At 49.8% G+C, this 14,129-nt stretch carries 14 protein-coding genes; 8 read left to right on the forward strand and 6 right to left on the reverse strand.

Going from position 1 to position 14,129, the window contains the following annotated elements; all coding sequences use genetic code 11:
* Positions 1–11 precede the first annotated feature (11 nt).
* From FGS84_RS18210 to FGS84_RS18245, 8 genes are all read left to right on the forward strand, one after another.
* Positions 12–776 carry a 3-ketoacyl-ACP reductase gene (locus FGS84_RS18210; RefSeq protein WP_138309871.1) on the forward strand — a complete coding sequence of 255 codons (765 nt, stop codon included), beginning with the start codon at positions 12–14 and terminating at the stop codon, positions 774–776.
* Between the two features lie 16 nt (positions 777–792).
* Positions 793–2,775 (forward strand): FAD-binding protein, encoded by a 1,983-nt coding sequence (locus tag FGS84_RS18215; protein ID WP_138309872.1) that lies wholly within the window; start codon positions 793–795, stop codon positions 2,773–2,775.
* A 23-nt stretch (positions 2,776–2,798) separates the two neighbouring features.
* Positions 2,799–3,800, forward strand: a complete 1,002-nt coding sequence (locus tag FGS84_RS18220; RefSeq protein ID WP_138309873.1) for a LacI family DNA-binding transcriptional regulator — start codon at positions 2,799–2,801, stop codon at positions 3,798–3,800.
* 18 nt (positions 3,801–3,818) lie between these two features.
* Positions 3,819–4,196 (forward strand): cupin domain-containing protein, encoded by a 378-nt coding sequence (locus tag FGS84_RS18225; protein WP_138309874.1) that lies wholly within the window; start codon positions 3,819–3,821, stop codon positions 4,194–4,196.
* Positions 4,197–4,380: 184 nt separating this feature from the next.
* Positions 4,381–5,364 carry a DUF1848 domain-containing protein gene (locus tag FGS84_RS18230; RefSeq protein ID WP_138309875.1) on the forward strand — a complete coding sequence of 328 codons (984 nt, stop codon included), beginning with the start codon at positions 4,381–4,383 and terminating at the stop codon, positions 5,362–5,364.
* 19 nt (positions 5,365–5,383) lie between these two features.
* Positions 5,384–6,214 (forward strand): glycerophosphodiester phosphodiesterase family protein, encoded by an 831-nt coding sequence (locus tag FGS84_RS18235; RefSeq protein WP_243130014.1) that lies wholly within the window; start codon positions 5,384–5,386, stop codon positions 6,212–6,214.
* A 79-nt stretch (positions 6,215–6,293) separates the two neighbouring features.
* Positions 6,294–6,917 carry an undecaprenyl diphosphate synthase family protein gene (locus tag FGS84_RS18240; protein ID WP_138309876.1) on the forward strand — a complete coding sequence of 208 codons (624 nt, stop codon included), beginning with the start codon at positions 6,294–6,296 and terminating at the stop codon, positions 6,915–6,917.
* A 110-nt stretch (positions 6,918–7,027) separates the two neighbouring features.
* Entirely contained in the window at positions 7,028–7,756 is a 729-nt protein-coding gene (locus tag FGS84_RS18245) for a LytTR family DNA-binding domain-containing protein (protein WP_138309877.1), read from the forward strand.
* A gap of 79 nt (positions 7,757–7,835) precedes the next feature.
* Here FGS84_RS18245 and FGS84_RS18250 read toward each other — a convergent pair whose 3' ends face one another.
* The 6 genes from FGS84_RS18250 to fabG all read right to left on the reverse strand — a co-directional run bounded on the left by FGS84_RS18250 (position 7,836) and on the right by fabG (position 14,121).
* The gene (locus FGS84_RS18250) at positions 7,836–8,441 is read right to left on the reverse strand and encodes a cytidylate kinase-like family protein (RefSeq protein ID WP_138309878.1); all 606 of its coding nucleotides are present in this window, start codon (positions 8,439–8,441) and stop codon (positions 7,836–7,838) included.
* A 137-nt stretch (positions 8,442–8,578) separates the two neighbouring features.
* On the reverse strand, positions 8,579–9,085 hold the full coding sequence (locus tag FGS84_RS18255) for a hypothetical protein (protein WP_138309879.1): 507 nt from the start codon (positions 9,083–9,085) through the stop codon (positions 8,579–8,581).
* Between the two features lie 192 nt (positions 9,086–9,277).
* Positions 9,278–10,654 carry a cell wall-binding protein gene (locus FGS84_RS18260; RefSeq protein ID WP_138309880.1) on the reverse strand — a complete coding sequence of 459 codons (1,377 nt, stop codon included), beginning with the start codon at positions 10,652–10,654 and terminating at the stop codon, positions 9,278–9,280.
* A 272-nt stretch (positions 10,655–10,926) separates the two neighbouring features.
* A complete protein-coding gene (locus tag FGS84_RS18265; RefSeq protein ID WP_138309881.1) occupies positions 10,927–12,108 on the reverse strand; it encodes a CoA transferase in 1,182 nt (393 codons plus the stop codon).
* Between the two features lie 29 nt (positions 12,109–12,137).
* Positions 12,138–13,325, reverse strand: a complete 1,188-nt coding sequence (locus FGS84_RS18270; RefSeq protein ID WP_138309882.1) for a thiolase family protein — start codon at positions 13,323–13,325, stop codon at positions 12,138–12,140.
* A gap of 52 nt (positions 13,326–13,377) precedes the next feature.
* Positions 13,378–14,121 carry a 3-oxoacyl-ACP reductase FabG gene (gene fabG / locus FGS84_RS18275; RefSeq protein ID WP_138309883.1) on the reverse strand — a complete coding sequence of 248 codons (744 nt, stop codon included), beginning with the start codon at positions 14,119–14,121 and terminating at the stop codon, positions 13,378–13,380.
* Positions 14,122–14,129: the final 8 nt, after the last annotated feature.

Genomic DNA, 14,129 nt, shown 5'->3' on the forward strand with positions numbered 1-14,129 from the left:
GGTGGATGGAGATGAAGACAGCACTTGTTACAGGAGGAAGCAGGGGAATTGGTTTGGCTATTGCACGGGAGCTGGGAGTAAATGGGTATCAGGTTGCTGTTATGGCTACCCGCCATGAGTCCTGCTATCCGGAAAGCACCAGGCTGCTACGTGATGCAGGCGTCTCCTATGCCTGGTTTGCCGGGGACATAGGAAGGTCTGAAGACAGAATCCGTGTTGTCCGGGAAACTGCAGAGCGCTTTGGGGAAATCCATGTGCTGGTCAACAATGCGGGAGTGGCGCCAAAGGTAAGGGCTGATTTGCTGGAGATGACAGAGGAGAGCTTTGACTATGTGATGGAAACCAATACAAAAGGAAATATGTTCATGACGCAGGCTGCGGCGCTGCAGATGATGAGACAGCCTTTGTATGGCGGCAAGCGGGGGACCATTGTCAACATTTCATCCTGTTCCTCCCGGGTGTCCTCTGTCAACAGGGGGGAGTACTGTGTTTCCAAAGCAGGCATTTCCATGCTCACCCAGCTGTATGCGGACCGGCTGGCCCCGGAGGGGATTTTTGTATATGAAATAAGGCCCGGAGTCATCCGCACCGATATGACCAGCCAGGTGGAAGAAAAGTATACAGAACTTATCAGTCAGGGGATGTTCCCCATCGCGAGATGGGGAACTCCTGAGGATGTGGCAAAGGCGGTCAGGGCGTTCTGCTCCGACGATTTCTGTTACACGACAGGCAATTACATAGATGTGGATGGAGGGTTCCACATCCGGCGTTTATAGGATGTGGTTTCAGCATATGGATATTAACAGGATACCTTTTTACCAATACAATACAATCATAGTCGGAACCGGGGCAGCAGGTCTTAATGCAGCCGTAACCCTTCATAAGCTGGGGCAGAAAAACATTGCCCTGATTACAGAAGGACGGTATATGGGGACGTCCAGGAATACGGGTTCAGACAAACAGACCTACTATAAACTGACCCAGTGCGGCAGTGAACCGGACAGCATCCGGAAAATGGCGGAGACCCTGTTTGAGGGGGGATGTGTGGATGGAGATATTGCCATGGCTGAGGCAGCCGGCTCTCTCCGGGCATTTTACCATTTGGTGGATATCGGCGTGCCTTTTCCTTTTAACAGGAGCGGGGAATACGTGGGGTATAAGACGGACCACGACCCGTTAAAAAGGGGGATTTCCGCAGGCCCGCTGACATCCAAATACATGACCGAATGCCTGGAACGCCAGGCAGAGGAACGGGGAATCCCGTTCTTTGACGGCTATCAGGCAGTACGCCTGCTCACGGAAGAAGAGGACGGCGTAAAGAGGGCGGCGGGCATCATTGCCCTGAATAAACGGAAGGCCGCTTCACCCGATGAACGGTATGCCGTGTTTTCAGCCGTTAACGTCATATGGGCCACGGGCGGGGAAGCAGGGATGTATCAGGCCAGTGTATATCCGGTCAGTCAGACCGGCGGGATGGGAATATTGCTGGAGGCAGGAGCTGCCGCAAAGAATCTGACTGAGTCCCAGTTTGGAATTGCATCTGTAAAGCACAGATGGAATTTGTCGGGAACCTTCCAGCAATGCCTGCCCCGTTATCTGTCTGCCGACCAGGACGGCGGCAATGAGAGGGAATTCCTGAATGATTATTTTGATACGCCCAGACAGCTTTTGACGGCAGTTTTCTTAAAAGGATATCAATGGCCCTTTGACCCCAGAAAGGTTGAAGCCCAGGGGTCCTCTCTCATTGACCTGCTTGTTTATCAGGAGACTGTGCTGAAGGGAAGACGGGTTTACCTGGATTTTATGCATAATCCGTCTGCATTGATGGAAGACGGACATGTTACGTTCCGGTATCTGGCCGGGGAGGCCAGGGAGTATCTTGAGAATTCCAAAGCTCTTCTGGATACGCCTTATAAACGGCTGAAGCATATGAATCCGTCGGCCATTGAAGTTTACAGCAGCCATCATATTGATTTGTCCGGGGAGTATCTGGAGATTGCAGTGTGCGCGCAGCATAACAACGGCGGAATCGGAGGAAACCAGTGGTGGGAGAGCAATATCCGGCACCTCTTCACCGTCGGTGAGGTAAATGGTTCCCACGGCATATACCGTCCGGGGGGGAGTGCACTGAATGCAGGTCAGGTAGGCGCCATACGGGCCAGCCAGTATATTGTGAAGCGTTACATGGGGGAACCCTGCCAAAGGGAGCAGTTCCTCAGCGCCCACATGAAGGAGGTGGAGGAGGAGACGGCCTTTGGAGAACTCGCCCTGCAGAGCACACAGGACTGCCTGACGGATGTGGCAGGACAGCTCAGGCTGCTGGGAATCAGGATGACCAAATACGGGGCGTGTATCCGCTCAGGGGAAGGGATAGGAACAGCTCTTGAGGAAAACCGGAGGCAGAGGGAACAGCTGGAGCGCAAGGTCCGTATTAAGGGACCGGAAGCGCTTAAGGAGTTGTATAAACTGAAGCATCTTCTGATAAGCCAGTTTGTTTACCTGGAGGCCATGAAGGATTATGACGCCAGGGTCGGCGTCAGCAGAGGGTCCTGTCTGGTATATAATCCGGAGGGGCAGATACCTAACCCCCATTTGGATGAACGGTTCAGGAACAGGACAGAGGAGACGGATGCATCCGTGCTCCAGGAGATTTATTATGATGCAGGAAGGAAGGTCTGCCATGTATCCTGGAGGCCTGTAAGACCCCTTCCCGACGAGGAAATCTGGTTTGAAAATGTCTGGAAAGATTACCGTGAAGATGGTATTATAAGGTAAAAGGCGGTTAAAGGAGAATACCAATGGTAGGAATTCGTGATGTTGCAAAATATGCAGGGGTTTCTCCCAGCACAGTATCCAGAGCGCTGTCAGGCGTGGCATTTGTAGAGCCAGAGACAAAAGAGAAAGTGATGAAGGCTGTCAGTGATTTGAACTATAAGCCCAATCTGGCGGCCAGGAGCCTGAAAAAAGGCGGAAGCAAGCTGATTGGCCTCATCATACCGGATATCATGAACCCATATTATCCGGAGGTAGTAAAATATATGGAGGCATGCGCTACAAAGGCAGGTTATTCCCTGATTTTATGTGATGCACTGGGAGATGTGAAAAAGGAGAAGGAGTACTTTAAAACCCTTAAATACCTGTTTGTAGACGGCATACTGTATATTGCATCCACAGAGGATGTGGAACATGTGAAGCCATACATAGGGGAGATTCCCATGGTGATTGTAAACCGTACCTTTGATGTGGATGCCCCCTGTATTAATATTGACAATGAAGATGCGGCCTGCCAGGCGGTGAGGTGCCTGACCGGCAATGGACACAGGAAGATTGCCCTGTATATTAACGACAAGGACCGTCAGTATAACAGGGAGCGTCTGGCAGGGGCCCTGAAGGCTCTTGGGGAATGCGGGATAGAGGACTACGAGAAATATATTGTCCGCGATGTGGAATCCGAGGACGATGCCTATTATAAAACCCTGGAATTAATGCGCCAGGAGGAAAGGCCCACAGGCATATTCATGTTCAATGATTTTATGGCTTACGGCGTATACAGAGGCATCACCAAAAGCGGACTAAAGATACCGGATGATATATCCGTAGTTGGATTTGATGATATTCCCCAGGTAAAATACCTGGACCCTCCGCTGACCACGCTGCGCCATTCCCTGGCAGATACGGCAGGAATCATATTTGAACAGCTGATGGAGCAGATAAAGACGCAGACCTGCGCCCATAAGAGCCAGACCTATTTTAAAGGCAGGCTCATTGAACGGGAGTCTGTGAAGAATCTGATTTCCTAGGCAGTCTGGAGGAATGAAATGGAAAAAGTGAACATATGGGATATAGAAGGGACGGAATTTCCGGCCGGCCGGCGTACCCGGGTCATCCTGGGCCAGAATGGAGCCATGGAAGGCGGGAAATTCTGCCAGGGCTATGTGGTGGTGTATAAAGGCGGCGGGATACCGGAGCATGACCATGAGACAGTGGAGTCTTATACGATTCTGAAGGGCCATGGAGAGATGGAGGTAGACGGGGAGAAGCAGCAGGTAAAGGAAGGCGATTGTATCTTTATTCCAAGTAATCTAAAACACTCTCTGTATAATACCGGAGAAGGGGAATTGCATATGATGTTTGTGTATGCGCCAAGTATTATCGTGGACCACTGGGCCAGGGAGCAGAGCGGTGAGATAAAATAATAGGGGCAAGAGCCGTTAAATCCATTTAGTCAGGGGGATGAAATCCTACCTTTCTGGATGGATTTTATTATATCTTACTGTAAATGTAAGGATTTTAGGCTTCTCACAGATTGCTTCCTGCCACCCCATATGTTATATTATACTACACAGATTGCCGTGTCAGCCAGAGAAGGGAGGTCCAGCCATGATTATCAGCGCCAGTAGGAGAACAGACATCCCTGCGTTTTACTCAGACTGGTTTTTCAGGCGGCTGGAGGAAGGGTACCTGTATGTAAGGAATCCCATGAATCCCAGGCAGGTCAGTAAGATTCTCCTGAACCGGGATACGGCGGACTGCTTTGTGTTCTGGACAAAGGACCCGGGTCCCATGATGGAAAAACTGTCTTTGTTAGACCGGATGGGATATCCCTATTATTTTCAGTTTACCCTGACGCCCTATGGGACGGACGTGGAACCGGGCCTTCCCCATAAAAATGAACTGGTAAAGACGTTTCGGGAGCTGTCCGCCAGGCTGGGGCCTGAGCGGGTTATATGGAGATATGACCCTGTGCTTCTCAGTCCGTCCCATACAAGGGAATACCATTTCCAATGGTTTTCCAGGCTGTGCAGCTGCCTGGAAGGCTACACCGATACCTGCGTCATCAGTTTCCTGGATATGTACCAGAAAATAAAGGGCAGGATGGACCGGATTCAGGCCCATGCCATGACGGGAGAGGACATACAGGTCCTGGCCTCCTTCATGGGGCCGGAGGCAGAGAGGCATGGCATGACCGTCAGGACCTGTTCAGAGGCAGCGGATTTGTCCGGGTTCCATATCCGTAAGGGCAAATGTATTGATGACCAACTGATTGCCGGACTGCTGGGCCGTTCCCTGGATGTAAAGAAGGACCATACCCAGAGAGAGGAATGCGGCTGCGTCAGGAGTGTGGATATCGGCGCTTACAATACCTGCTCCCATTTCTGCAGGTACTGCTATGCGAATTTCAGTCCGGCCCAGGTGGAAGCCGGACGCAGGATATACGACCCTGACTCGCCCCTTCTGTGCGGCAGGCTTACGGGGGAGGAACGGATTACAGTGCGGGAGATGAAATCAATTGTCTGTCCTGCTGACGGCGGCCAGATGCGCCTTGTTTTTGACGCTGAAAAGGATGGGCGGCCGGGATATTGATATGATATGGAGCGTTGATATGATACGGAGTATGGTTAAAATAAATAAAAGAAAAATAACAGCAGCCCTTTTGGGCGCTGCGGTGATTGCATCCATGATACCCGTCCGGGGCCTGGCAAAGGAACGGTCAGGGGACGGATGGATGAGCAAGGTGGAAATCACTGCCCACAGAGGGGATAACTCCCAGGCGCCGGAGAATACCATGCCGGCTTTTAAAGCAGCCGTGGAAAACGGGGCGGACTGGATTGAGCTGGATGTGACGCAGACAAAGGACGGGGTGCTGGTGATTTTTCACGACGCTGACTTGATGCGCATGACAGGAAAAGCAGACAAGATATGGGATTTGAGTTATGAGGAGCTGAGTTGTATTAATGCTGCCAGCCATTGGGGCCCGTTTTTTAAGGATGTCAGGATACCAACCCTGGAGGAAGTGCTGGATTACTGCAAGGATAAGATAAAGCTGAATATAGAGGTGAAGGTCAATGGCCACCAGACCCAGGACTTTATTCCGGTATTGGTTGGGATGATTCAGGCAAAGGGCATGGCAGGCCAGTGTATGATTACGTCCTTTGACTATCAATCCCTTCAGACGGTAAAGCAGCTGGACCCGGGCCTGGAGACTGGATTTATCTCCTCCAAGGCCATAGAACAGCCCGAGGCATTTACCAGTGCCGACAATTTTGTGCTGAGCATTGACCTCATAAACCCCGAGACCGTGAGCTACATCCATGCGCTGGGCAAAGAAGTCATAGCCTGGACGGTCAATGATGCCTACTCGGTTGACAAATGCAGAAGAGCCGGGGCGGATAACCTGATTACGGATAAGCCAAAGAAAATAATGGAAGACTGATTGCCTGTACCGGGCCGCGGTATAGATTTGCCATTTACGACCATACTTTCCATATACAAGCAAGAACGGAGGAGATGGTATGAGGCTGCCAAAACACATCGGAATCATTCCGGACGGAAACCGGAGATGGGCCAAAGGCCAGGGAATGGATAAATCAGAAGGATATGGACACGGAATTTCGCCCGGAATGTCCCTGTACCGCATGTGCCGGGAACTGGGCATTGGGGAAATGTCTTTTTACGGGTTTACGGCGGATAATACAAAGCGGCCCTCTGTCCAGAGACAGGCATTTACCAGAGCCTGTGTGGCAGCGGTGGAGGAGCTGGCAAAGGAAGATGCCAGCCTGCTGGTGCTGGGAAATACAAAATCCCCCATGTTTCCCCGTGAGCTGCTTCCCTTTACCGCCAGACAGGATTTTGGGAAAGGCGGGATGAAGATTAATTTCCTGGTAAATTACAGCTGGGAGTGGGATTTGGGATTTAAGGACAAAGCCATTGGGCCAGGGCTTAAGACAGCTGAGGTTTCCAGAATCGACCTCATTATACGGTGGGGAGGACGGAGGCGGCTTTCCGGCTTTCTGCCTGTGCAGTCCGTGTATTCGGATTTCTATGTGGTTGATGAATACTGGCCGGACTTTAAGAGGGAGCATGTGGAAGATGCCCTTAAATGGTATGCAGCCCAGGATATTACCCTGGGAGGATGATTTTTCGACAAATTTCAACGTGTAAACGTCTTTTTTCAACATGTAATGAGAAACAACAGCAGGGGGGTGTAAAATATTAAGGATTAAAATTGCAGTACGGGGATAGGTGCATGATACAGATAGCAATATGTGACGATGACTTTCAGGTGTGCAGCCAGCTGGAGGACTATATCAGGCGATGGAAAGAGGGACGTAGGCTGGAGGTGGAGATATTCAACACCGGTAAGGAATTTGAGGAAGCACTGCAGGAACGGCATTATGATTTGATTTTTCTGGACATTGTGATGAAGGACAGGAGCGGAATTGAACTGGGCAGGTTCATCCGGGAGGAGCTGGGCAATGATACGAGCATGATTGTCTATATGTCGGCTTACGGGGATGAATATGCGCTGGATTTGTTCCAGTTCCAGCCCTTTCATTTTTTAAAGAAGCCAATCAGGCCGGAGGATTTCCAGAATATATTTTATAAAGCTTGTGAAAAGATAGAGGGTGATGCCGGAACCTTTGAATTCAAATCAAGCCGGACAGTATACAGAATACCCTTAAAAGACATCCTCTATTTCGAAGGTGACAACCGGCGGGTGAAAATTGTGACTGCCGGCCATACATATCATTGCTATTCCACCTTAGAAAATTTGTTTTCCAAAATTAATATGGAGCAGGCTGGTTTCATACGGCTGCATAAGTCCTATGCCGTAAATCTCCGATATGTGGCAACCTTCAGCGTACGTATGGTGACCCTGTTTGACGGTTCAGAGTTTACGGTCAGCGCGCCTTTTAAGGAGAATGCCCTGAGGCAGTATGAGGCGTATATTTCCAAGACAGGGATTGGACGGTGAGGAAAGATAAATATTTAAAAGCAAGGCAGACGCCCAAAGGAAATACCTTCAGGCGCCTGCCTTTTGAATGGTAATAAATTTATGGAGTTTCATAAATTCGTTTGATGATTTGTACGGTCCTGTCCATGCCGATTTTGCTGATGTTTAAGAGCATCTGATGGGATTCAATGCTGCCCCATTTGCGTTTGGTGTAGTTTTCATAATAGTTTTTGCGGCGGCGGTCCGTGGACTTGATGGCGTTGACAGCATCCCTCTCCGAAAAGCTGTAGCGTTCCATAATCCGGCGCACCCGGTCATCCATGTCGGCGCAGATAAATACGTCAATCAAATCAGGATAGCTGCGCAGCACATAATCGCCGCAGCGGCCTACGATGATGCATGGACCCTTCTGGGCCAGCGCCTCTATCATGATGGTCTGGGTAACATAAGTGCTGTCATTCAGGGATAATCCGTATCCGGTCACGGAATTGGGCTCCTTGGGAATCTGATAGCTGGCCAGGAAGGAGGACAGTGCGGACTCATCTGCCTTTTCAATACTTACAGGAGAATGTCCCATCCTTTCGGCGGCCATCTCCACCAGATTCCGGTCGTAGAGAGGAATCCCCAGCTGGTCTGACAGCCTTTGGGCGACTTCGTGGCCTCCGCTGCCGAACTGACGGGCTATAGTGATAATCTTATGGCTCATAGTTCCACTCCTTTCCAACCTTACAATACAATTGTGCACAAAACATCTTCTATATGTACTATTATAACGCACTATTTGCACAAAAGATATATAAAGTTGGAAATTTATATGTTTTTCAGATTGGGATCCGGTTAGATTTATCCCTCTGTTTTTCCGGCGCCGGGCTGTGATATATCGGCGGCGGCAGCCTCTCTTTGGGCGGCCTCCCTTTGGGCAGCCCCACTCTGGGCAGCGCCACTCTGCGCCGGTTCTTCCTGAACAGCCTTACCCTGGGCAGCTTCCCGTTTCTCATGCATCAGTTCCCATATGGTATCGTGCATCCATTTCACGGTATCGCTGAGAATCTTATTTTCTGTATCCAGGTTCATAATTACATTGTTCATTTCTGCGATGATTTCCCGGCTGTTATAGCGCTTGTGGGGTTCAGTCAGACGGGTGATAAGAGACGGATTGGTCTTCAGGATTTCCCTGGAGAGGAATTCGTCACGTTCATCGCAGGACATGCGCATGAATTCCGTATAATGCATCCTGACCATGTACATGGCTTCCTGGGTGCCGCATTTGGGGCACTGGGGATGACGGGATGTCTGATAATAGGCATAGTGTCCGCATTTGGGGCAATAAAAAACAGCAAGTTCTCTCATAATGTCCTCTCCTGATTAATACTTATTAATATATATAACGTTTTAAATCGCAAAATATACCACTTTTTTCCGCGATTTTTGTAAATTCGTCAGAATGGACAAAAAAACGGCAGACTAATTGGTTAGTCTGCCGTGAACCGCCGGTTAAGTGAACGGATGATGGGGCGGTTTTATGATTGTATTGTGTGTCTGTTACAGGGAGGCGTTCTGGGACTGGATGATACCTTCGGTATTTACAGTCCATACTTTGTCATTCTCGTCCTTGAAATCCTTGTAGCCGCTGCCAAGCTCAGGCATTGCGCTGGATTTGGAGGAAGAGGTGGCCTTCTGTACTGCGCCGTTGCTGTTTACAAGATACTGGTTGCCGTTTAACTCTACAGGCGCAAAGCGCAGGTCCTTATCGGCTTCCTGACGCAGGCCGTATACATACAGCACATTGTCCTTGATGCCGTGGAAGCCCTGGCCCTTTCTGGAGCCGTCGGTGTGGAAGTACCAGTTCTGTGTCTCGCCTAAGTCTTCGTCAAAGATGACCTGCTTGCCGGTCTTCATGACGCCTTCTTCGTCAAAGTAGAAGTTAGCCACGTTGCCGTCCTCCAGGTTTACCACCTTCTTGCCGGTCTGCATTTCGCCCTTTGTGTTAAAGGCATATTTTCTGGATTCAATGGTGAACAGTTCAAGGCCTTTTTCTGCATGGTAAGGCTTGCCGTTCTTGAAATAGAAGCGGTAAAGCTCAGCTTCCTCGCTGATGCCCTCCACGCCTTCGATGGTTCTCCATCCGGAAGCGCGCTTTCCATCCTCATCGTAGTACTGGTAGCCCGCTACTGTCTGCTCCGCTGCAGGAGCTGCCTCGGAAGGGGTTGCTGTCTGGGCTTCGCCGGACTCTGCTGCTGCCTGGGCAGGAAGTTTGTACCAGCCGGTCTGCATGCGGCCGTCCACAAAGGTGTAGTACTGGCCTTCAATCTTTTTGTCAACTTCATTTTCAATACGCTTGCCCGTATTGTCGAAGTAGTACCATGACTCAACGTATTCCGGGTCATCGGTTTCATCGGCCAGAAGAATCCAGCCGGTCTTTCTGCTGCCGTCCTCACCGAGATAGTAATTATATCCATCTACTGTGATGGAGCCGGTCTGCATGATGCCGTCCTCGTTGAAGTAATACCAGCTTCCGTTGATGGAAGCCCATCTGGAGGTCAGGGCCTTGCCGTCCCTTCCATAATAGTAATACAGGAATTCAGGAGCATCGTCCTCATCCCAGAAATCTTCATTTTCCACGGAAACCCACTTCATGCTCACGCGTTTTCCGTCTTCTCCTACGTAATACTCATCAATCTGCCTGTCAGCGGCGCGGATTCCGTCTGAATCCAGGTAATACCAGTCATCGCCATTCTTCTTCCAGGTGTCGGTGATTGCCTCGCCGTAAGAATCATAGTAATACCAGTTGCCGTTTTCTTCTGTCCAGCCAACGCTTTTGGCGTAAGCAGTGGAAGCAGTGCCAACGAAGCTAGGGGTTACTGCTGCCATGAACATGGCAGTGGATAATACAGCCAGAACTTTAATCTGTTTTTTCATAATAATGAATCTCTCCTTTTTGATATGTGTGTTTGTCTGTGGCCGAAAATCCGGTGTTGCATTACGTGGTTTATTATAACGGACATGAATATGTAATGATAGTGATGGTTGCTGGAAGTTATGGAAGGTGCTGGTGGGGGGCCCCTAAAGAAGATGCAGCGAAGATTACAGAATAGAATGAAGATTATTATCCCAAAAAAGAGAACGGCCATGACGCCGTTCTCCATTGGTTTATTCTTTTGTTTTAATAAAAAACTTGAAATATGCCTGTTCTAAATAACCCCGCTGCCTTTTAACTGGCTGATGCTTTCTTCGTTATATCCGCATTCGGCCAATATCTGTTCCGCATGTTCATTGAGCCTGGGCGCTCTTTGGCTGGTATCCGGCGGTGTCAGGGATAATTTGAGGGGATTTCCGGGGAATGTAAATGTGCCAAGTCCGGGAATCTCCTGGTCAATGAGCATGTTGCGCGCCTTAATCTGAGGGTCTTTAAGCAAATCGAATACAGTGTTCATTTTCCCGGCAGGGACCTTGGCTTCATCAAGCATGGAAACCAGGGTGTCTGAATCAAATTGTCCGGCCCAGGTGCCGATGATTTCATCCAGCTCGTCCACGTTCTGCTTACGAAGATAATTCCGGCAGAATTTTGGGTTATCCACAAGGTCTTCGCGCTGCATTACCTTGACCAGGCGCATGAAAAGAGATTCATTTGCCGTTGCAATGGCCACGAAACCATCCTTTGTCCGGTACATATTGTATGGTGCGGAACTGGCATTTCCATTGCCAAAGCGTTCCGGCAGTATGCCCAGCATGGACGCCATGGGAATGAAGCCCTCCAACATGGAAAATATGGTGTCCATCATGGATACATCCACATACTGTCCGGGCCCTCCTCTGAGTTTGCAGCATAAGGCAGCTAAAACTGCCAGCGCACAGTGCACTCCCGTGGCGCTGTCTGCTATGGCTGGTCCCGGCCGTACCGGCTGTTCCGGAAAACCAGACAGACTGACAAGCCCTGCCATGGTGGAAATCACACCATCATAGGCCGGTTTTTTGCTATAAGGTCCATATTGGCCAAAGCCGGATAGTGAAGCATAAATGATGTCCGGATTAACGGCCTTTATGTCTTCATAACCAAGCCCCAGCCTGCCCATGGTTCCGGGAGAAAAATTTTCAATCAGGATATCTGATTTTGCGGCAATATCCAGTGCTATTTTCCTGCCGGATTCTGATTTGAGGTCCAGGGCAATGCTTTTCTTGCTCCTATTGAGATAGGCGAAATATCCGCTTTCCCCGTCCTTGACCGGAAACAGGGTTCTGGTATCATCTCCGCTGCCTGCCCTTTCGACCTTTATGACCTCGGCTCCCAAATCTCCCAGCAGCATGGTGCAATAGGGGCCTGAATAAGCACGGGTAAAATCAAGTATCCGTATCCCTTCTAGTGCTTTTGTCATCTAAGCTCCTTTCTGTGGTATGAATCAAATTAAAGTTTGGTGAAATACATAGAGATTCCCTGTCCTCCGCCGATACACATGCTTATCATGGCATCCTTTTTACCGCTATGCATCAGTTCATACATGGTTTTGACCGTAAGAACGCAGCCTGTGGCGCCCAGAGGATGACCGATGGAGATGCCGCCGCCGTAGATATTTACCTTTTCCGCATCCAATCCCAAATCGCGGGATACGGCGAAGGCCTGGCTGGCAAATGCCTCATTTATCTCAAACATGTCAATACTCTTTAAGTCCAGTCCTAATTTAGCTGCCAGCTGTTCGCTGGAGAATTTGGGGGCGTATCCCATTAATTCTGCATCAAAACCAGCCACAGTATATCCCTCAATCTTCAGGAGCGGCTTAAGACCCAGAGCATCTGCCTTCTCTCTGGACATGATTACGACTGCAGCCGCACCGTCATTGAGACTGGATGAGTTGGCTGCCGTCACTGTGCCGCCCGGTTTGAAGATAGCTTTGAGTCTGGCCAGTTTTTCAATTGTAAGACCCTTTCGCGGACCTTCGTCTGTATCAAATATGGTTATGTTTCCTTTTCGGTCCTTTAATTCTACCGGAAGGATTTCATCTTTGAATTTACCTGCTTCTATGGCGGCGCAGGCCCTCTGGTGGGAGCGGAGTGCAAAGGCATCCTGTTCTTCCCGGGTGACATTATATTTTTCTGCAACATTTTCTGCGGTCACACCATTGTGGTTGCCGTCAAGAGGCCATGTCAGTATATCAATGACGCCATCCTCAAAGGTCTTATGCCCCATTCTTGCGCCCCAGCGGGCATCTTTTACATAATACGGAAGCTGGGAAATGTTTTCTGCACCGGCAGCAACCACCACATCGGCAAACCCGGTCTGAATCTCCATGCAGGCGTCGGCAATTGCCTGCAGGCTGGAACCGCATTGCCTGTTTACGGAATAAGCGGTACACTCCTTGGGCATACCCGCCTTCAGGCTGATGGCCCGCGCAACAAACCCATCCTGCGCAACCTGTCCGACCTCGCCCACAATCACCTCATTTACCTGTGAAGGTTCAATACCGGCTCTCTTCACGGCTTCGGCAACCACCATGGCGCCCATATCAATGACAGAAATATCTTTCAGGCTTCCGCCGAAATTACCTACGGGAAGCCGAACTCCACTCACGATTACAACTTCTTTTAATGTATCCATGTAAACCTCCATCTCTCTTTTTCATAAACATTGGTATCAGATATGTAACTGGCTATACAATCATTCCGCCGCCCACATTGATTACTTCAGAAGTGATATAGGACGCCTCATCGGAGGCAAGGAAGGCAATCATATTACCAACGTCCGAGGGTTTTCCTGCATATCCCATAGGTATCCGCTGCATCATGCTGTTCCATGCAGCGCCGTCGTTGACTTCCTTGAGCTGCAAAGTCATATCGGTTTCGATGAAGCCGGGACATATTACATTGCAGGTGATACCCTTCCGGGCATTTTCGCGGGCAGCTGTCTTGGTTAGACCCACCACACCCGCCTTTGCAGCGGCGTAATTGGCCTGACCGATATTACCCAGCCAGCTGCCGGAGGAAATATTTATGATTCTGCCATAACTTTGGTTGCGCATATATTTGATGGCTTCCTGTGTACCGTAAAATGTACCTGTTAAATCCACGGCTATGACAGTATCCCAATTTTCTTTGGGCATTTTGTGCAGCATGCCGTCTCTGTTGATACCTGCATTATTTACCATGATATCCAGCTTGCCATATTTATCCACTGTAAAGGCCACAAGGGCGGCGACCTCTTCCTGGCTGCTGATATTTACCTGATAACTGCAGGCAGTTCCGCCGGCCTCCTCGATTTCCCTTACTGCCTGGTCCGCGGGCAGCATATCAGCCAAAACCACGGATGCGCCTTCCTCGGCCAGTTTTTTTGCAATACCCCGGCCCAGTCCCCGGCTTGCTCCTGTAACAATTGCTACTTTGTCTTTCAGCCTCATTTTGCATT

The sequence above is a fragment of the Clostridium sp. 1001271st1 H5 genome, assembly GCF_005845215.1.
Taxonomy (GTDB): domain Bacteria; phylum Bacillota; class Clostridia; order Lachnospirales; family Lachnospiraceae; genus Enterocloster.